The organism is Vibrio sp. 811 (assembly GCF_033339195.1).
In genome coordinates this window covers 218,132-234,886 of sequence record NZ_JAWOUB010000001.1, presented here as the reverse complement: position 1 = coordinate 234,886, position 16,755 = coordinate 218,132, and the positions used below count along the sequence as shown (strand labels likewise).

The 16,755-nt window shown below is 42.9% G+C and carries 17 protein-coding genes; 12 read left to right on the top strand and 5 right to left on the bottom strand.

Going from position 1 to position 16,755, the window contains the following annotated elements; genetic code table 11:
* Nucleotides 1–53 precede the first annotated feature (53 nt).
* Genes R7Q46_RS01040 through nirD form a run of 4 tightly spaced genes read left to right on the top strand, consistent with a single transcriptional unit; the run spans nucleotide 54 to nucleotide 4,733 of the window.
* Nucleotides 54–1,019: an ABC transporter permease gene (locus tag R7Q46_RS01040; protein ID WP_005375889.1), complete on the top strand. Its 966-nt coding sequence runs from the start codon at nucleotides 54–56 to the stop codon at nucleotides 1,017–1,019.
* Nucleotides 1,020–1,030: 11 nt separating this feature from the next.
* Entirely contained in the window at nucleotides 1,031–1,867 is an 837-nt protein-coding gene (locus R7Q46_RS01035; protein WP_318077227.1) for an ABC transporter ATP-binding protein, read from the top strand.
* Nucleotides 1,868–1,877: 10 nt separating this feature from the next.
* Complete coding sequence (gene nirB, locus R7Q46_RS01030) at nucleotides 1,878–4,397, top strand: nitrite reductase large subunit NirB (RefSeq protein ID WP_318077226.1); 2,520 nt, start codon at nucleotides 1,878–1,880, stop codon at nucleotides 4,395–4,397.
* On the top strand, nucleotides 4,398–4,733 hold the full coding sequence (gene nirD / locus R7Q46_RS01025; RefSeq protein ID WP_318077225.1) for a nitrite reductase small subunit NirD: 336 nt from the start codon (nucleotides 4,398–4,400) through the stop codon (nucleotides 4,731–4,733). It begins immediately after the preceding gene.
* Between the two features lie 98 nt (nucleotides 4,734–4,831).
* Here nirD and R7Q46_RS01020 read toward each other — a convergent pair whose 3' ends face one another.
* Together R7Q46_RS01020 and R7Q46_RS01015 are read right to left on the bottom strand one after the other, a co-directional pair.
* Nucleotides 4,832–5,236, bottom strand: a complete 405-nt coding sequence (locus R7Q46_RS01020; RefSeq protein ID WP_253649741.1) for a PPC domain-containing DNA-binding protein — start codon at nucleotides 5,234–5,236, stop codon at nucleotides 4,832–4,834.
* 1 nt (nucleotide 5,237) lies between these two features.
* Complete coding sequence (locus tag R7Q46_RS01015) at nucleotides 5,238–5,813, bottom strand: TetR/AcrR family transcriptional regulator (RefSeq protein WP_005375904.1); 576 nt, start codon at nucleotides 5,811–5,813, stop codon at nucleotides 5,238–5,240.
* 284 nt (nucleotides 5,814–6,097) lie between these two features.
* Between R7Q46_RS01015 and R7Q46_RS01010 the strand changes: the two genes are divergently transcribed.
* From R7Q46_RS01010 to R7Q46_RS00995, 4 genes are all read left to right on the top strand, one after another.
* The gene (locus R7Q46_RS01010) at nucleotides 6,098–6,712 is read left to right on the top strand and encodes a glutathione S-transferase (RefSeq protein ID WP_318077224.1); all 615 of its coding nucleotides are present in this window, start codon (nucleotides 6,098–6,100) and stop codon (nucleotides 6,710–6,712) included.
* Between the two features lie 220 nt (nucleotides 6,713–6,932).
* Nucleotides 6,933–7,193, top strand: coding sequence for a hypothetical protein (locus R7Q46_RS01005; protein ID WP_017820228.1), 261 nt, complete (start codon nucleotides 6,933–6,935; stop codon nucleotides 7,191–7,193).
* A gap of 29 nt (nucleotides 7,194–7,222) precedes the next feature.
* Entirely contained in the window at nucleotides 7,223–8,452 is a 1,230-nt protein-coding gene (locus R7Q46_RS01000; protein ID WP_318077223.1) for a PP2C family protein-serine/threonine phosphatase, read from the top strand.
* Nucleotides 8,453–8,516: 64 nt separating this feature from the next.
* Entirely contained in the window at nucleotides 8,517–8,894 is a 378-nt protein-coding gene (locus R7Q46_RS00995) for an ATP-binding protein (protein WP_246542892.1), read from the top strand.
* A 70-nt stretch (nucleotides 8,895–8,964) separates the two neighbouring features.
* Here the strand turns inward: R7Q46_RS00995 and R7Q46_RS00990 are convergent, their stop codons facing one another.
* The 3 genes from R7Q46_RS00990 to R7Q46_RS00980 form a co-directional block, all read right to left on the bottom strand.
* Nucleotides 8,965–9,156, bottom strand: coding sequence for a hypothetical protein (locus R7Q46_RS00990; protein WP_025767706.1), 192 nt, complete (start codon nucleotides 9,154–9,156; stop codon nucleotides 8,965–8,967).
* A 34-nt stretch (nucleotides 9,157–9,190) separates the two neighbouring features.
* Entirely contained in the window at nucleotides 9,191–9,526 is a 336-nt protein-coding gene (locus R7Q46_RS00985; protein WP_025767707.1) for an Hpt domain-containing protein, read from the bottom strand.
* Between the two features lie 446 nt (nucleotides 9,527–9,972).
* Complete coding sequence (locus R7Q46_RS00980) at nucleotides 9,973–12,123, bottom strand: serine/threonine-protein kinase (protein ID WP_262597730.1); 2,151 nt, start codon at nucleotides 12,121–12,123, stop codon at nucleotides 9,973–9,975.
* A gap of 312 nt (nucleotides 12,124–12,435) precedes the next feature.
* On the opposite strand from R7Q46_RS00980, the gene tagH reads away from it, so the two are divergent.
* The 4 genes from tagH to tssL are packed head-to-tail and all read left to right on the top strand — an operon-like array spanning nucleotide 12,436 to nucleotide 16,747.
* Nucleotides 12,436–13,629: a type VI secretion system-associated FHA domain protein TagH gene (gene tagH, locus R7Q46_RS00975; protein WP_213871144.1), complete on the top strand. Its 1,194-nt coding sequence runs from the start codon at nucleotides 12,436–12,438 to the stop codon at nucleotides 13,627–13,629.
* An 11-nt stretch (nucleotides 13,630–13,640) separates the two neighbouring features.
* Nucleotides 13,641–14,096 carry a type VI secretion system lipoprotein TssJ gene (gene tssJ, locus R7Q46_RS00970; RefSeq protein ID WP_017820223.1) on the top strand — a complete coding sequence of 152 codons (456 nt, stop codon included), beginning with the start codon at nucleotides 13,641–13,643 and terminating at the stop codon, nucleotides 14,094–14,096.
* A 21-nt stretch (nucleotides 14,097–14,117) separates the two neighbouring features.
* Entirely contained in the window at nucleotides 14,118–15,443 is a 1,326-nt protein-coding gene (gene tssK / locus R7Q46_RS00965) for a type VI secretion system baseplate subunit TssK (protein WP_005387542.1), read from the top strand.
* Nucleotides 15,444–15,454: 11 nt separating this feature from the next.
* Nucleotides 15,455–16,747 carry a type VI secretion system protein TssL, long form gene (gene tssL / locus R7Q46_RS00960; RefSeq protein ID WP_213874035.1) on the top strand — a complete coding sequence of 431 codons (1,293 nt, stop codon included), beginning with the start codon at nucleotides 15,455–15,457 and terminating at the stop codon, nucleotides 16,745–16,747.
* The last annotated feature ends 8 nt before the right edge of the window (nucleotides 16,748–16,755 follow it).

The window sequence follows — 16,755 nt, the reverse complement described above, 5'->3', positions numbered from 1 at the left end:
AGGCGAGGGAATTCGCTTGTGGCAACAAGGATGTAAATTTCTTAGGAGTGAGTATGTCTAGTAATGTCATTTCCCTTTTTCCTGCTAAGCAGGTAGTGAACCGAAGTCGGTTGGTGCTTTTGCCCGTCATTGGTTTGCTGATCTTTTTGGCAATGTGGCACTTAGCAGCGAGAGAAGTGCAAACCTCATTAGGTACGTTACCGGGGCCTGTGCAAACTTTTCAGCAGTTCAGCAACCTTGTCGATGACCATTGGCAAGAGCGAGAAAAGGAACAAGCGTTTATCGAGCGTCAGGAAAAACGTAATGCTGCGAAGTTAGCCAAGAATCCAGACGCCGAAGTAAAGATTCGTCCTTACACTGGTAAACCGACGTTCTTCGACCAAATCATAACAAGCTTAGTGACTGTGACTGCGGGCTTTTTGTTGGCGACGGTTATCGCGATTCCGCTTGGCATCGTGCTTGGTCTTAATCAAGGGCTGTATCAAGCGTTCAACCCAATCATTCAACTGCTCAAGCCAGTATCACCTTTAGCTTGGCTACCCATCGTTACCATGGTTGTAAGTGCCACTTATGTTAGTGATGACCCGATGTTTGCTAAGTCGTTCATTAACTCTCTGATCACCGTGGCGCTGTGTAGCTTATGGCCGACGCTGATTAATACCGCTGTGGGTGTAACGAGCGTTGATAAAGACTTAATCAACGTGAGTAAAGTGCTTCAACTGTCGTGGTGGCAGCACATCCGCACCATCGTATTACCTTCTGCCATTCCAATGATCTTCACAGGTTTACGTCTCTCTTTAGGTATCGCTTGGATGGTGTTGATTGCGGCAGAAATGCTCGCGCAGAACCCAGGGTTAGGCAAGTTCGTTTGGGATGAATTCCAAAACGGCAGCTCGGCATCATTGGGGCGCATCATGGTGGCAGTCATCACCATTGGTTTTATCGGTTTGATGCTCGATAGAGGCATGCTGCAACTTCAAAAGTGGCTGTCTTGGAATAAACAACAAGCGTTGAGATAAGGGAAACGATCATGGAAAAAGCATTATTAGATCTAACGCGTTTAGGGATGCGATTCCCAACGCCAGATGGCGAGTTCATCGCGCTTAAGAACGTCGATTTACAAATAAATAAAGGCGAGTTTGTATCCCTAATTGGTCACTCTGGCTGTGGTAAATCAACGGTATTGAACTTAGTCGCAGGGCTGCACATGCCAACAGACGGCGGCGTGATCGTCGATGGACGAGAAGTAGCTGGACCAGGACCTGACCGCGCAGTGGTGTTCCAAAATCATTCATTATTGCCTTGGCTCACCGTATATCAAAACGTTGAGCTCGCAGTAAAACAAATTGCTGGCAAAAAGGGCAAAGCGTGGATTCAGGAACAAGTGAGCCACTATTTGGAGTTGATTCAAATGCAGCATGCCGCGCACAAAAAGCCGGATGAAATCTCGGGCGGTATGAAGCAGCGAGTCGGCATTGCGAGAGCACTGGCACTTCAACCAAAGGTTTTGCTGATGGATGAACCATTTGGTGCGTTGGATGCGTTAACCCGTGCGCATTTGCAGGATGCACTGATGAAGATTCAAGCCGAGCTAAACAACACCGTCATCATGATTACTCACGACGTGGATGAAGCGGTGCTGTTATCCGACAAAATCGTGATGATGACTAACGGACCGGCAGCAACCATTGGTGAAGTGTTGGAAGTGAATCTACCTCGCCCTCGTGAGCGTGTCGCACTGGCGGATGATGCGCAGTATCAGAAGTGTCGACAAGCGGTGCTGAAGTTCCTTTACGAGAAGCAATCCAAAGTCGAGATTCCTGCTTCGAAAGAAGACAAACCCAAAACCGCAGCGCAAACGGCATAAGGAGGCAGCGATGAACAGTCCTTTAACGATCCCAGTAAAGAACGCATTGAGCCACATCGTTGTGGTAGGCAACGGTATGGTCGGGCAACACCTTGTCGAGCAATTAGTGCAGAAAAACGCGCATTTGGAGCACCGAATTACCGTGATTGGTGCAGAGCGTTTTATCGCGTATGACCGTGTACAGTTGTCCTCTTTGTTTGCGGGTAAGTCTCATGATGATTTAATGCTGAGTAACCAAGAATGGTACGACATGCATGGCATCCAACTCGTACTTGGCAGCCAAGTAACAGGCATCGACAGAGAGCAAAAGCGTATTCTGCTTGATGGTGAAGATGTGCTGGGTTACGACCAACTTGTGCTCGCGACCGGTTCGTACCCATTTGTGCCGCCAATTGAAGGTAAAGACCGAGACAACGTGTTTGTCTACCGCACGCTTGATGACCTTTCACAAATCAAAAAGGCATGTGAAGGCGCAAGAACAGGCGCAGTGATTGGCGGCGGCTTGTTGGGTTTAGAAGCGGCAAACGCACTCAAACTGTTGGGGCTAGAAACTCACGTCATTGAGTTTGCACCTCGCCTGATGCCCGTACAGTTAGATGATGGTGCTGGCTTAGTGCTAAAAGAGAAGATTGAGGCGCTAGGGCTAACCGTTCACACTTCAACGGGTACGGAACGAATCTGCGATGGTGAAACGGCTAAGCATCGCATGGTGTTTAAAGACAAAGATCCTCTCGAAGTGGATGTGATTGTCTTTTCCGCAGGGATTCGCCCTCAAGATGAGCTGGCAAAAATGGCTGAGCTAGAAGTAGGCGAGCGAGGCGGTATTGTGATTAACAACCAATGCCAAACCAGCGATGAGAATATTTATGCGATTGGCGAATGTGCTCTTTGGGAGCAGAAGATCTTTGGTTTAGTCGCACCCGGTTACACCATGGCGAGAACCACTGCCGATGTCCTGACTGGAATGCCAAGCGAAGGTTTTAAAGGTGCAGACATGAGCACCAAACTCAAGCTACTTGGGGTGGATGTGGCGTCTATCGGCGATGCACAAATGCAAACCGAAGGCGCACAGGAAATGGTATTGCAAGATGCGGTTGCAGGCATCTACAAAAAGCTGGTGGTTGATGCGAGCGGTACCCAATTACTAGGTGCGATTCTCGTTGGTGACAACAGTGACTACGATGCGCTCTTACAGTGTTATTTGAACAAAACGGTCCTGCCAGACCACGCGGCGAACCTGCTGTTTGATACTGGAATGTTGGATGGAGAGATGCCAGACAGCGCCATCATCTGTTCTTGTCACAACGTCACAAAAGGTGACTTAGTTGCCGAGATTCAAGCCGGCACTACCAACCTAACGGACCTTAAAGCCAACACCAAAGCCGGTACTGGCTGTGGTGGCTGTAGCAATATGGTCAAGTCGGTATTGGATACTCAACTGGCAGCCATGGGGGTAGAGGTTAACAACCACCTTTGTGAGCACTTTGAGCTTAGTCGCCAAGAGATGTTCCATATTTGCCAAGTGGAACAAATCAAAGACTTCGACACCTTAATTGCACTGCATGGCAAAGGGCATGGGTGTGATATCTGTAAGCCGACAGCAGCATCTGTATTTGCTTCTTTGTGGAATGAACACATCATGGAGCCACAGCATCAATCTCTGCAAGATTCCAACGATGCCTTTATGGCGAACCTGCAAAAAGATGGCTCTTACTCGATAGTGCCTCGTGTTCCGGGCGGTGAAATCACACCAGACAAACTCATCGTGCTAGGCGAAGTTGCTCAGCAATACGATCTGTACACCAAGATCACTGGCGGTCAGCGCGTGGATTTATTTGGTGCGCAGTTAGAACAGCTTCCTGAAATCTGGCAAACCTTGATTGATGCTGGTTTTGAAACAGGACACGCCTACGGCAAATCGGTGCGCACTGTGAAATCTTGCGTGGGTTCTACTTGGTGTCGTTATGGTGTTGATGATTCGGTTGGATTAGCCATTGAGTTAGAGAACCGCTACAAAGGATTGCGAGCGCCCCATAAGCTTAAGTTTGCCGTATCGGGCTGTACTCGCGAGTGTGCAGAAGCGCAAAGTAAAGACATTGGGGTGATCGCTACTGAAAACGGCTGGAATCTATACGTTTGTGGTAATGGCGGCATGAGACCAAGACACGCAGATTTGTTTGCATCCGACTTATCCAAATCAGAGTTGATCACCATGATCGACCGAGTATTGATGTTCTACGTCAGCACCGCAGATCGCTTGCAGCGCACGTCTGTGTGGATGGAGAACATGGAAGGGGGCCTAGATTACCTTAAACAAGTGATTTTGGATGACTCTCTGAATCTATGTGATTCTTTGGATGAACAAATGGCACGAGTCGTAGATACCTATCAATGTGAGTGGAAGAGTACGTTGGATAATCCTCAAAAATTGCAACGCTTCCGTCCTTTCTTGAACAGCACGTCGGGCAGCAAAGTCTTGCCGTACCAACGTGTACGCGGTCAGTGTATTCCCGTGAAACAGGAGGTGTAAATGGCAGCTTTAACCAAAGTGAAAGTGTGTCAGCTTGATGACCTAATGCCGTTCATCGGTGCCACTGTATTGATTGAAGGCGAGCATGTCGCGTTATTCTACATTCCTGATAACGGTGTTTACGCCGTTCAAGATTGGGACCCAATTGGTAAGGCTTATGTGATGAGTCGAGGGATTGTCGGTGATATCGATGGTGAGATGTGTGTTGCATCACCGCTATACAAACAACACTTCAGTTTAAAGAGTGGGCAATGTTTAGAAGACGAAGTGCACTGTCTAAAAACGTGGCAAGTAATGGTCGACGATAATCAGGTTTGTTACTTAGTCGAAGAATGACCCTCGAAACTAGCTTGCTCGAAATGAGTAAATTCTTAGCGTAAGAGACAAGCGAATAAAGCTCCAGAGACAACACAGTATGGCTCTGGAGCTTTTAATTATTTGGAAGGGTTCACTTGTAGTTCGGTATAGCCAGTCGAGTCGTCCATCGCTCTAGTGAACTCAAGTTCTGAGTAAGAATGGATGATCAATTCTGCGGTGGTATCTATGACCGTGCCTTCCATTAAATGCCCACCCCAAACTCGTCCTTCACGATCAGACACCGAGATATGAACGTGCTGATGTTCGGGCGTTAGGGTTCCCATCACAGAGACGATTTCAAATGGCTCTTGTTTGGTTAACGTACTCTCTGCACCTGCCAAACGAAGGTTGAGGTGAGAGATACAGCCAACGCATGAGGCAATCGAGCCTGCTTTGATACCATGCTGCTCGACCAATTTCGCTAGGCTCAGCTTTAAGTCCATGCCTTTGGTAAGGCGTACTGCTATCACTTCAATCGACATGTTATTTCCTAATCAAAACCAGCAAGCAGGAAAGCGCCGTATCCAAGTCGGCATAACGTTTGGCTTTGCCAAGTACGCGCATGCCTTGCATGTTGTTGAGAACAAAACGAGCGAGCTCTTCTGGTTTCAGCGTTTTCGGCACTAAGGTTTCTTTTTGCGCATTGGTCAGCGCATCCGCAATGATGTCGATAAGATGGTCAAATAAGAAATGCCCTTTACGCAATACGTCATCGTCTTCACCTGCATGCTCAATCAACGCATTTTGAATAAAACACCCACAGTTGCGTTTGCGCTGCAGCTCAGCAAAAGATTTAAGGAACGATTCCAACTCAGGTAAAGACGCGTCGTCTTTTTCCAAATCATTGAGTGACGGTAGCGAGACCTTTTTTAAGTAAGTATCGAGCGCTTCGTAGTAGAGCTGTTGCTTGTCACCATAGGTGTTGTAAAGACTGAAGCGGTTGATGTTCAGTTCGTCGGTGAGATCCGAGATAGACGTGTTCGCAAAGCCCTTGCGCCAAAACACATCCATAGCCACGAGAAGCTTTTCATCTCGGTCGAAGTTGGCTTTTCTTGCCATAAATTACCTGCCTGGGTCTGCTTATCGGGTAATTAAATTGCTTTGGAGGGATGGTACAGAGAACCTCTAGCGTTCGAACTGAACCAATATGATGAATACCCATCTATGCTTGGGTATCAGCCTCCAAATTCATGTGAACTCACAAACGGCATCAAAAATCTCGCTCAGCAAACAGACCCACAACTGTTTGAAAATTTTTGATAGTGAAGTTCTTGACTGATCGTTTATAAACTGGCTACAGTATATCCTAACCAATCGGTTAGAAAAAGATAAAAGGATGTGAAATGAAGCTCTATGAAACCGCAATGACTCCAAGTTGTAAGCGAGTTAGCATTTTTCTAAAGGAAATCGGTGGCGAGGTTGAGCGAATTGCGCTGAACGTTCGTGAGGGCGATAACCTATCTGAACCGTTTAAATCGAAAAGCGTGAACGGCAAAGTGCCTTTACTGGAACTGGATGACGGCACGACGATCTGTGAAAGCGTGGCGATTTGTCGCTACCTAGATGAAGCGTTTGAAAATGATCTGGCGCTGTTTGGTGCAAACCAGCTCGAACGTGCTCAGGTGGAAATGTGGCATCGTGTGGTGGAGTTCCAAGGACTAAATGCGGCATTTCAGGCGTTTCGAAACATGACCGGAGTTTATGGAGACAGAGAACGTTGCGTTGAAGCATGGGGCGAAGAATCAAAACAACGCGTCTACGAATTTCTGCCTGTCTTAGACAAGCGTCTTGAACATAATGATTTTATCGCCGTAGACCATTTTACTATTGTCGATATAACAGGCTTTATTTTGATCAGTTTCGCAATTAAAGGCCTAGAAATTGATGTGCTATCGACGTCGCCAAACATTGCTCGATGGTATAACCAAATTTCAGCTAGACCTGCATTTCAGAGTTAATGTATTGCAGCGAGTGGATGATAGCTCGCTGCTACCACCTTACCGATTCTTAACTCAGCGGAATATTCAAATTTTTTCAGATTTTTCTTATTTTTTCTCCTATCGCCTATAATTGGAAAAACAACCTCAATTTGCTTCGTTGCGTTTTAGAGCCTCGAGCTCTTGGTCCGTAGACGCTCTCTTTCATCATGGAAAGTCTAATAATAGACAAGGAGAGGTCATGAGTATTCAAGTGAAAACTATCAATAATATTCTAATCGCCCTGTTAATGGTTTCGGTTTTTGGTCTATTCGCACTGTACCTCAATTACACACAGCAGAATGAACAGATTGAAAGGCTGCAAAGTCAGTTAATCGAAAAAGAGCATCAGATACTAATTTCTAATGAAGCGTTGTCTTACACTCGATATCAACACCAATTATTAGCCGAAGACTACAGCCGTTTTAGAAATGAGCAGTCAGTGACTAGTGTTTTGCGTTAGCCAGTATAGCAACCGTATTAAGGAGGAAGATGAAACCCATTCTTTTGGTCGATGACAGTAAAACAGTACTGCTTTACATCAGCAGTGCATTGGAAAAGCAAGGCTATGAAGTGGTTGCAGTTGAAGATGGAAGAGCGGCGCTTGAAGTGCTAACCCACCGCCCTGATATTCAGTTTGTGCTGAGCGATTTAATGATGCCTAGAATTAATGGTATTGAATTGTGTCGCCAATTAAAATCTAAAGTTAGCGAACGTTACATTTTCTTTGTTCTACTGTCTTCTAGAAATGACCAAAGTTCGATCGTGAAAGGCATTGATGCTGGCGCAGATGATTTCGTAGATAAGAAGACGTCTGTAGAGGAACTTCAGGCCAGAATCCGTGCGGGGTTTCGTACTTTAGAACTGCACAACAAACTCGTTGAGAGAAATAAAGAGCTAGATGCGGCCTATCAAACAATCCACCAAGACCTACAGTCTGCTAGTCATCTGATGGAGCAACTACTCCCTGCTGAATCAACTATTCAGAATGTAAATTTTAGCTATGTCTACAAACCATGCTCCCAGATTGGTGGTGATATGTTGGGGTATTTGGAGCTCGATGAACAACATGTTGCGTTTTATGTATTTGATGTTTCTGGTCATGGTATTTCTTCAGCTTTGATGGCTTTTTCTATTCAACAGACGCTATCTCAAAGTCAGGGGCCTGATTCGATCACGATGGAGTTGAGAGATGACGGCTATTGCGCAAGTGAGCCAGCATCTGTGATTGAACGGCTAAATCGGCGTTATCAGCAAACTAGAAACAGTCAACTTTACTTTACTATGGCTTACGCCATTCTTAACACAAAATCAGGGCTACTTAGCTATTGCACGGCTGGCCACCCCAGGATCTTAGTTTGGCGAGCGAGTACGAAAACGATGGAACAGATAGGTGACGATAACTTTATCGTTGGTGCAATGCAGCCGATGGAATATATCGGTAACCAAATTAGTCTAGATGAAGGCGATGCATTGTGGCTTTATTCGGATGGTTTGATTGAAGCGAGGCAGGGTGAGGAGATGTTTTCACTACAACGATTGGCATCGAGTATAAAAGCTGTTTGCACGCTGCCAGTTGAAGAGCAAGTGGGAGAGGTCTTTAAAAAAGTACAATCTTGGCACAACGAAGATGAGTTTGATGATGATGCCAGCCTTTTACAGGTAAAATGGCATGGTGAGAGGCTCGATTTTAAGGAAAAGAATGTCAAAGAGCGAATTTAAACGAACTTACGGGAGCTCCCTTACTCACTCACGAAGTGCGAGCAAAGACGTTGTTAGGTTTTTGATGGGTCATCAAATCCCCTTAAATGCAATTCAATCATTGGAGCTTTGTGTCGTTGAGCTCATGAATAACGCTTATATTCATTCTTACAGTGAAATAGAAGGCCAGCCAATTGAAGTGGAGTGTAGGGTTGGGGATGACCAAGTGTCCGGTTTCGTGGAACTTAGAGTCTCTGATTGCGGAGCGCCGATCAATGAAAAGACGTTCATCCAACATAAAAATAAACAGATTGAGGCACCTAACTTAATGGATGACGATAGTTGGTCCTCCTCTGGTCGCGGACTGATGTTAGTCGCTCAATTATCTGACCTGTTTAAATTGGAAAAAGGTTTCGAAAACAATACGTTTGTTGTAGTGAAAAGGAATTGGGAGAGAAACTAACAACCAAGCAAAGTCGATTTGCTTCACTTGGTCCCTAGCGTTAATCTGACGGTGGCGTTGTATATCATTGTTATTTTGTATTCGTTGTTGGTGCTGGTGATAGTAACGCCTCCAACTCTTCTGGTGTTAGGATATCACTGATGTTTAACATATTACTTTCATCATCTAGCGCCATCTTTGTACGGCTAAGTAAGTACCTTTTTTGAGTTGGTGTTAGGTCTTTGAGAGACTCAATCAACTCCCTGAAATTGCTATTATTCATTGCCATATTTCCCCCAGTTAAGCCTTGAATTTCTTTATTGCATATTCTTCAAGTAAGCGAAGATTTGTTGATTAATTGCAGCTAGCTCTTTAGTAACTATAGCTATATCTGAGCTATCTGGCGCTGTATCGTTTCTGGTTTTTTCTTCTATTCTTTGAAACGCAATGACCGCGGTGTCTTCTCCGAAACTCTCTAGAATGCCTTTTAAACTATGAGCTAATAGATAGAGTTCTGACCAACATCTGCTTGCATATAGCTCATCTATACGCTCTATATCATTCGTGTGATCTTCAAGGTATGTAGAAAAAACAGTGACGATCAGATCTACGTCGTTATCCATGTATGTATTGAGAACATCAAAATTAATCATGTATACCCCTATTAAACGTTGAGGTAGAGGAATGTTTCGGATAATGAAGGCTTAGCCGAAGGTATGAATGGCATAACCAGTATTTGAGCAGAAATAGTTTGCTTGTCGCTTGAGATAAACTTACAAAAAGAAAGTCATTGTTAAAGATATTTTGACTTATATCCAAACGGCAATGGTCGAAATGTAGGGATGAAAAAACTTCAACTCGTGTGTTTTTAACACAAGTAGCAAAGGGGACGTTTCCAAGTAAAACGCCGAGTCGGTAAGTGTCTTGCAGTCCTAGTTTAAGGCTATCGTTACATACGGACGCCAGACGTTCGCCAACTTTGACTATTCCTTCAGTCAAGGCTAACTCTCCTCATTAAGTACAAGTATAAATTAGCAATCTAGTTGCATATTGGCAAGTAATCTGCGGCAAAAAAGGGACTCGCGTCCCTTTTGTATTACTAGCTTTGCTTAGAGTCCTGTTCTATTTGCTTCATAAGCTCGTTGGCTTTCTTCATAGCGCGTCTTGCGCTTGAAGTCCTTCGCTTATTAAGTAATATATCGGAGAAGCGTAAGTATTTATCAGCAGTTTTGAATCTTAAATCGTTAACATCCTGAAAACCAATAGGAAAGTTTTTCGAGAACAGATCCACATCCTTCACTAAGTTATCGAGATGAGTTGTCGTCCTTGCCTTTTCTAGGCGAGAATAAAAGTTTTCAAACTCTTCTTGGAACAGGATTCTAGCGGCATCTTCTGGAAACGGTAGAGGGCTGTTGGAATCTAGCGCTGTCTCATACAATTTCATTTCCAGCACTGCATCTTTCATCGCATTACTTATCTGTAAGTTCTCTTGATGCTCTTCTACGTTTGAAAAGAAGGTGTTCCCAACCTTAATAAGAGCAACAAGTGCAGCTGCGTCTTTCTTTTGGAGTGCTTCAGTGAGGTGCTGACCGAAAACATCGCTAGATAACGAACTTGGCGTGAAAGGATAACCTTGATGAATCTGATTTAACTCATCCTTGAGCTCATAGATGGATTTACTGCCATCTTCTTTACTGTACCGAGACTTTTCTAGTTGACTGTTGATTTGCCTTGCTATCGAAAGTAACGTGGAGTGCTTGCTTGACTGAATATCTAAGGCAAGAACTTCTATTTTATGTGAGTCAGGGTAGTAGGTTTTTGCTTTATCAAGTATGGACTCAATTTCATCATAATTCGGGTAGTTGTTGGCATCAGAATTCAAAACCTGATCAATTTCAGATTCAAACTCGCTGAGAATATAGGTCTTGTGTAAGCGTAATAAGCCAGCCTTAACGACTGGATGTAAGCTTTTTTCACTATCAATCAGTGCCAAACTTTTTTCTGCTGGCGTATCAAGCTGCCACTCTTGTCCGGCAATTTGATCATTTTGCTTGCTAATAACGGTTTCCAAAGTGGCGATGGTTTCTTGTTGCTGCTGATAACCAAATACTATGCCGCTAACTAATAATATACTCGCTGCCGCGCCGCTAGCGATAGGCCAATAGCGCATATTCAATTTGTGTTTCAACTGCTCAGGGGTCAGCTCGTTCGGAATGATGCCAGTTGAAAATACGCTTGAAAATATTGGCCACTTAGATGCAGGCATGTTAGTTGGTTTAGAGACCTTGATCTTCTTTTTGAGAGCTTCATTAACTGGAGTTCTTGCGTAAGGGTGTTTGCAACTCAATAACTCGTAAGCAATACAAAATAGAGCAAACATATCGTCGCTTAAGTTCGGTTCCTTACCGGATAACAGGTTGAGTGATGCATAGTTGGGAGTATAACCAAGCGTTTCAACATTTTCGGATTTACGTTTAGCCGCATATTGATCCTGCTTTAATTGATGAGTTTTAGATACACCAAAATCAAGCAGCTTAACGTTACCCTCAGACGTTAAAATCACATTAGCGGGCTTTAGGTCGGCGTGCACTACACCAAGAGAGTGAGCATATGAGAGCGCATCGAGTACCTGATTTAGGATTGATAAAGTTGCATTAAACTTCAGCCCATGGGGCCTAGAACGCTGTATTAAACTCTCTAATGTTTCTCCGTTAATATACTCCATAACTAAAAAGTATATTTCGCCATCAACACCAAAATCAAAAACCCTAATGATATTAGGGTGGCTTAACCTTTGAGTTTGTTGAGCTTCACGTATTAACATGCGTGCAGTCTCTGGTTGAGAAGCAAACTCTTTCTGTAATATTTTTAACGCAACGTAGGGTGTTTCTGAACCTGAAGATTCAAGAATCTTATCTTTAGCTAAGTAAACATCGCAAAGCCCACCATGCCCAATAACCGACTCAATTTCATACCGATTTTTAACGGTCGTTCCTATTAAGCTTTCGTTAATAACATCTTTGTTATTATTTAATGAGTCATCTTTATTGTTTTTTTTCTTATTAACTAACGGAGTGTTTTCTTTTTGAGACAGTTTTGTATTTGTTTCATTTTTATTTTTAACGGAGGTTTCATTATTAGTTAGTTTGGTTGATCTAATTGCATTGTCTCGTTTTTGAGTCTTTACAATTTTGGTTTTATCTCCGCTTTCTTCGTTATTTATAGAATTGTTTTTATTACTGTCTTCCATCACAAGAACTCCGTATAAATGATGGGGGAATATATACCTTTCTGCTCAATGAAAAGTCATTATGTTAGAATTTCTCGGCCAAACTAACATTCGTTTTTTTATTGATGAAAGTCTAAGTTTCAAAAATTTGAACTTGGTTGGATAATTAAAATTGTTGAACAATACGTGATTGCTTTGATAAAAAAATGATTCATTATTCCGTGCATGATTTTCAATGGCAGTATTAAGGTTTTTATTAATCTTACTGTTAATAAGAAAGCAATTAATAATAAAATTAAAAATAATATCTAGCAGGTCTTTGGCGAGGTTTACATGAAGTTGGTTTTAACCATAACAAGTTTTCACAAATTTACTCCAGAGATTGAGAGTGAGTTCGTGTTTGAATCAAGTGATGAACATGCCAAGGTTACATTTGGTAGGTCTGAACAATGTGATTGGACACTACCAGATCCTGAAAGAGTGGTATCCGGAACCCACGGAGAACTGATTAAGTTTGGTGACAAATACTTGATAAAAGACCTCTCAACGAATGGTACTTTTGTAAATAATGCTGTAACTCCTGTGGGTCAAGGAAATGAAATAGCACTAAGCAATGATGATATGGTTAGCTTAGGGGATTATCAAATTTCAGTTTCTGTTCAAACAGATACAGATGTATTCAGCCTTGAGACAAGTAAAAGTCTTTCTAGCGCCCCCCCTGAAGTAGTCTCAAGTCCATCGGAAGAGGAATTTGTTGACCTAGGCCTTAGTGCTAGTGAACTCTTAAACGAAAGTGTTCCTTCTGACTTTCAGCTAGATATTGGTTTAGTCGATGATTTTATTGATATCCCAAAGCCCGAAAAACAGAGCACCGTATCTGAAACTTTACCGAAAGTTGACCGACAATCAGAACACCTATCGACTCCCAACTTTGATACCAATGGGGGTGAACTTGCGGCTTTTGTTAGAGGGGTGGGTATAGATCCAATGATGATTCCCAGCGATAACCGAGAGGAATGGTTTGAGCAACTGGGGGAGTCATTTTCTTTGATGCTAGTTGGTTTAATGGAAACGCTGCATAACAGAGCAGTGTTTAAACAAACAAATCGACTTAGTCATACCGCATTTCGTAAGTCAGAAAATAACCCTTTAAAGTTTTCTGCAAACTTAGAAGATGCGATTCATAACTTATATAACCGTCAAACCGCTAGCTTCTTAAAGCCAAATGCAGCCATTAAAGAAGCATTTAATGACATCGAAAGTCATGAGCAAGCCTTAATGAAAGGTGTTGAAGGTACGGTTTCGAGTGTTATGTCACTTGTTGAACCTACTTCTATATACTCAGATGCTTTAGCGAAAGACACGGTTATCAATAAGGTTATTCCAGCTAGAAAATATGCTCAAAGTTGGAAGAGGTTTGAGGATATTCATGAAAAGTTATCCGATGATATTATCAATAAAGAGTCTCCGTTCTATTTAGAAGACTTCGCTAAGCACTATGAATTAGCATTAAAAAACAAAGGCTAGGAATTAGGGTGATGAAAAAGTTTTACCAATATATTTTGTTATTAATTTCAATGGCTTTATTTGGGTGCTCAGCAGCGAACCTAGTTGTTGATCCATACTCAGATTTAGAAATAGCAGCAAGTCATAACATTAATCCTGATTCAAACGGCAGGCCTTCTCCTGTAGTGGTGTATGTATTTGAATTAACGTCAAATACCATTTTCGAAAGCCAGGACTTTTTTTCTATTTATGAAGAAAGTGAAAAAGTCTTAGGACCTGATTTAGTGAATAAATATGAAGTTTCATTAACTCCAGGTCAGAAAGAAACATATCAAGCAAGTATGTCTCCAAAGACAGAATATTTAGGCATTGTCGTCGCGTTTCGAGATATTGAAAACTCAAATTGGCGACAAGTCATTAAAGTGGATAAGACCGGTTACAACACATATCAAGTATTGTTAGAAGATCTGTCTTTGGTCGTTAAATAACGTTTAGTTGGCTAATTATAAATGACGCAATACTCCAAGACGGCTTGGTGCGAAGGAATGTTTTTACGTCCCCAGCACTTCCAACAACAAGAACGCGCAACCTCTCAAGAATTCAAGGGCTTACATCAGTTAGGTGGGGCTTACAATTGGGGAGTTTGGAAATGTCGAGTAAAAAAACACGCGCTAAAAGATGGTCTTATTGAACTTGAGCATCTTGAAGCTGTTTTGCCAGATATGACGTTGGTTAATACGTTAATATCCAACGATTCAGTTTCGCCTCTACTTATTGATAAAAACACTGAAAATACGTTAGTAAAAATAACTCTCCCTCTTTCAAGTGTTACAGGTAAAAACGTTTCGGATGTAAGCGAATCGATCGTCTCTCGTTATGTACTTCAAGATATCGACGTGATAGATAACCTTACAGGACAAGATGAAGAAACCATCCAAGTTGCAGCCCTCAACCTTGAGTTGAAAGCGAGTAATGACAAATTAGCGGGTTATGTGGAGTTACCTATCTTAAGGATCAAAGAGGTAACTCCTGAAGGGGAAATTATACTAGACGATGAGTACGTTCCTCCGCTTATCAATCTCCTGAGCGATAAAGTTATGTCAGCTTATCTACGTAACGTTATCGCGATGACAAAGATGCGTGCTGACGTTATTGCGCAGCGCTTGATTAAGGGCAAATCTGCATCGGCATCTGCTGTTGATTTCATTATGCTCCAAATGCTGAACCGATATGAGGCTAAGTTAAAGCATTTCAGTGAGTTAGATAGGTTACATCCACTGGAATTAGCGACGACACTTAAAGGTTACATTGGTGAGTTAGCCACTTTTTCTAATAAAACTAAAAGAGTCCCAAGTTTGCTTGCGTATGATCACTTAGATGTATCAAGTGTCTATAGCGAGTTGAATCAGATACTCAGTCAGTACCTCAGTGTTGTTCTTGACCAAACTGCGACCAAACTTCCGTTGGAGCCTCGCCAGTACGGTATTCAAGTGACGCCACTTCCAGATAAACGCTTGCTTGAGTCATGCCAATTTGTGCTAGCAATTAAAGCAGATACCACAACAGATGAAATAAGACGCCTGGTCCCAGCGCAACTCAAGTTTGGCCCGGCAGAACAGATTCGCGATCTAATTAATAATCAGATCAACGGTATAAACGTAGTGCCGTTGAGTGTCGTCCCGAGACAGGTTCCTTACCAAACGGGCTATGTCTATTTCGAAGTTGTCAAGAAAGGGCCATTTTGGATGAGGCTAAAAGATAGTGGCGGTATTGCGCTTCACCTATCAGGGCATTTTCCGAATGCTGAACTTGAGCTTTGGAGTATTAATCAATAGGCGCGCTCAGTATGGAACAAACGATCGTAAAACCAACACCGGGTGGAAGAGCACCCGCATCGAAACCACAATCAGAAAAGTCACTGGATAATACCGTAGTTATCTCAAAAAGCCCTGAATTGGTGAACAATGATTCAGTGGTCGCTTATGGGAATAACTCTCTACTAGCAGAGGCGAATGGCCTGTTATCTATTATCGGTCAAATTCGGTCGACAGCGACTCATTCCGATCCGTTGTTTCTAAAAGAGACATTGGCACAAAAGCTTAGAGATTATGAGAACCGATTACGTCAGCATGACGTTGATTTGGATACCATTGATACAGCTCGTTATTGTTTATGCTGTTCACTAGATGAAGTTGTCCTTAACTCCAATTGGGGTGGGAGTTCATTCTGGAGTCACGATTCATTACTCAGCTCCTTCTATGCTAGCAGTCAAGGTGGGGAAGCGTTCTTTAAGCATCTTGATAAGTGCATGGCGAAACCAGATGTGAACTTAGATTTGCTTGAACTAATGTATGTGTGCTTATCTCTCGGGTTTCTGGGTCAATACCGTTTAGAAAAAAATGGACTGGAATCGCACCGGAAATTGAGAAGACAGGTTATTGCTACTCTTAAGTCTTATGGGAGAGGAGTCCCTCAGGAGCTAAGTAATAGTATCGACCAACACATTTTGAATGGCTCAAAGGCTTCTGATAGAGCCCCTCTTTGGGTTGTATGTTCTGTAACGGCGGCATTATTGGTCTGCATATATATGTATTTTAGCTATGAGCTAAATAAGGCATCCAATCGCACCTTTTCTCAATTAGTCAATTTGATTCAACCGCAACAACTTAACCAAGATGCAACGTCAGAATCAAAATCAGCGCCAATTGCAGAAAAGATTTCAATGTATCTAGCAACTGAGATCGGTAAGGGGCTAATCAATGTTGAGCCGCTGCAAGACAGGGTAAGAATTTCGTTAAAGTCTCAAGATCTATTTGAATCAGGTAGTGCTGATGTTGTCGCTTACATCCAACCCGTTATTTCTAAGCTTGCGAGAACATTGGAGTCGACCCAAGGCAAGATCATTGTTACTGGTCACACCGACGATAGGCCTATTTTCACGAGTAAATATCCCTCGAACTGGCACCTATCATTAGCTCGAGCCACTGCTATGTCTGAACAACTGATCTCGAATAGTGCATTAGAAGGGCGAGTGATACCCGAGGGATTGGGGGATGCAAGACCATTAGTTGAAAACAGTAGTGATGAAAACCGAGCTATTAACCGCCGGATTGAAATCGACCTTCTTGTCGCGAATTAATAATAGGT

Bases quoted from the DNA above. Each gene is read 5' to 3' on its own strand.
- R7Q46_RS01040 (WP_005375889.1), top strand. From the start codon at position 54: ATGTCTAGTAATGTCATTTCCCTTTTTCCTGCTAAGCAGGTAGTGAAC.
- R7Q46_RS01035 (WP_318077227.1), top strand. From the start codon at position 1,031: ATGGAAAAAGCATTATTAGATCTAACGCGTTTAGGGATGCGATTCCCA.
- nirB (WP_318077226.1), top strand. From the start codon at position 1,878: ATGAACAGTCCTTTAACGATCCCAGTAAAGAACGCATTGAGCCACATC.
- nirD (WP_318077225.1), top strand. From the start codon at position 4,398: ATGGCAGCTTTAACCAAAGTGAAAGTGTGTCAGCTTGATGACCTAATG.
- R7Q46_RS01020 (WP_253649741.1), bottom strand. From the start codon at position 5,236: ATGTCGATTGAAGTGATAGCAGTACGCCTTACCAAAGGCATGGACTTA.
- R7Q46_RS01015 (WP_005375904.1), bottom strand. From the start codon at position 5,813: ATGGCAAGAAAAGCCAACTTCGACCGAGATGAAAAGCTTCTCGTGGCT.
- R7Q46_RS01010 (WP_318077224.1), top strand. From the start codon at position 6,098: ATGAAGCTCTATGAAACCGCAATGACTCCAAGTTGTAAGCGAGTTAGC.
- R7Q46_RS01005 (WP_017820228.1), top strand. From the start codon at position 6,933: ATGAGTATTCAAGTGAAAACTATCAATAATATTCTAATCGCCCTGTTA.
- R7Q46_RS01000 (WP_318077223.1), top strand. From the start codon at position 7,223: ATGAAACCCATTCTTTTGGTCGATGACAGTAAAACAGTACTGCTTTAC.
- R7Q46_RS00995 (WP_246542892.1), top strand. From the start codon at position 8,517: ATGGGTCATCAAATCCCCTTAAATGCAATTCAATCATTGGAGCTTTGT.
- R7Q46_RS00990 (WP_025767706.1), bottom strand. From the start codon at position 9,156: ATGAATAATAGCAATTTCAGGGAGTTGATTGAGTCTCTCAAAGACCTA.
- R7Q46_RS00985 (WP_025767707.1), bottom strand. From the start codon at position 9,526: ATGATTAATTTTGATGTTCTCAATACATACATGGATAACGACGTAGAT.
- R7Q46_RS00980 (WP_262597730.1), bottom strand. From the start codon at position 12,123: ATGGAAGACAGTAATAAAAACAATTCTATAAATAACGAAGAAAGCGGA.
- tagH (WP_213871144.1), top strand. From the start codon at position 12,436: ATGAAGTTGGTTTTAACCATAACAAGTTTTCACAAATTTACTCCAGAG.
- tssJ (WP_017820223.1), top strand. From the start codon at position 13,641: ATGAAAAAGTTTTACCAATATATTTTGTTATTAATTTCAATGGCTTTA.
- tssK (WP_005387542.1), top strand. From the start codon at position 14,118: ATGACGCAATACTCCAAGACGGCTTGGTGCGAAGGAATGTTTTTACGT.
- tssL (WP_213874035.1), top strand. From the start codon at position 15,455: ATGGAACAAACGATCGTAAAACCAACACCGGGTGGAAGAGCACCCGCA.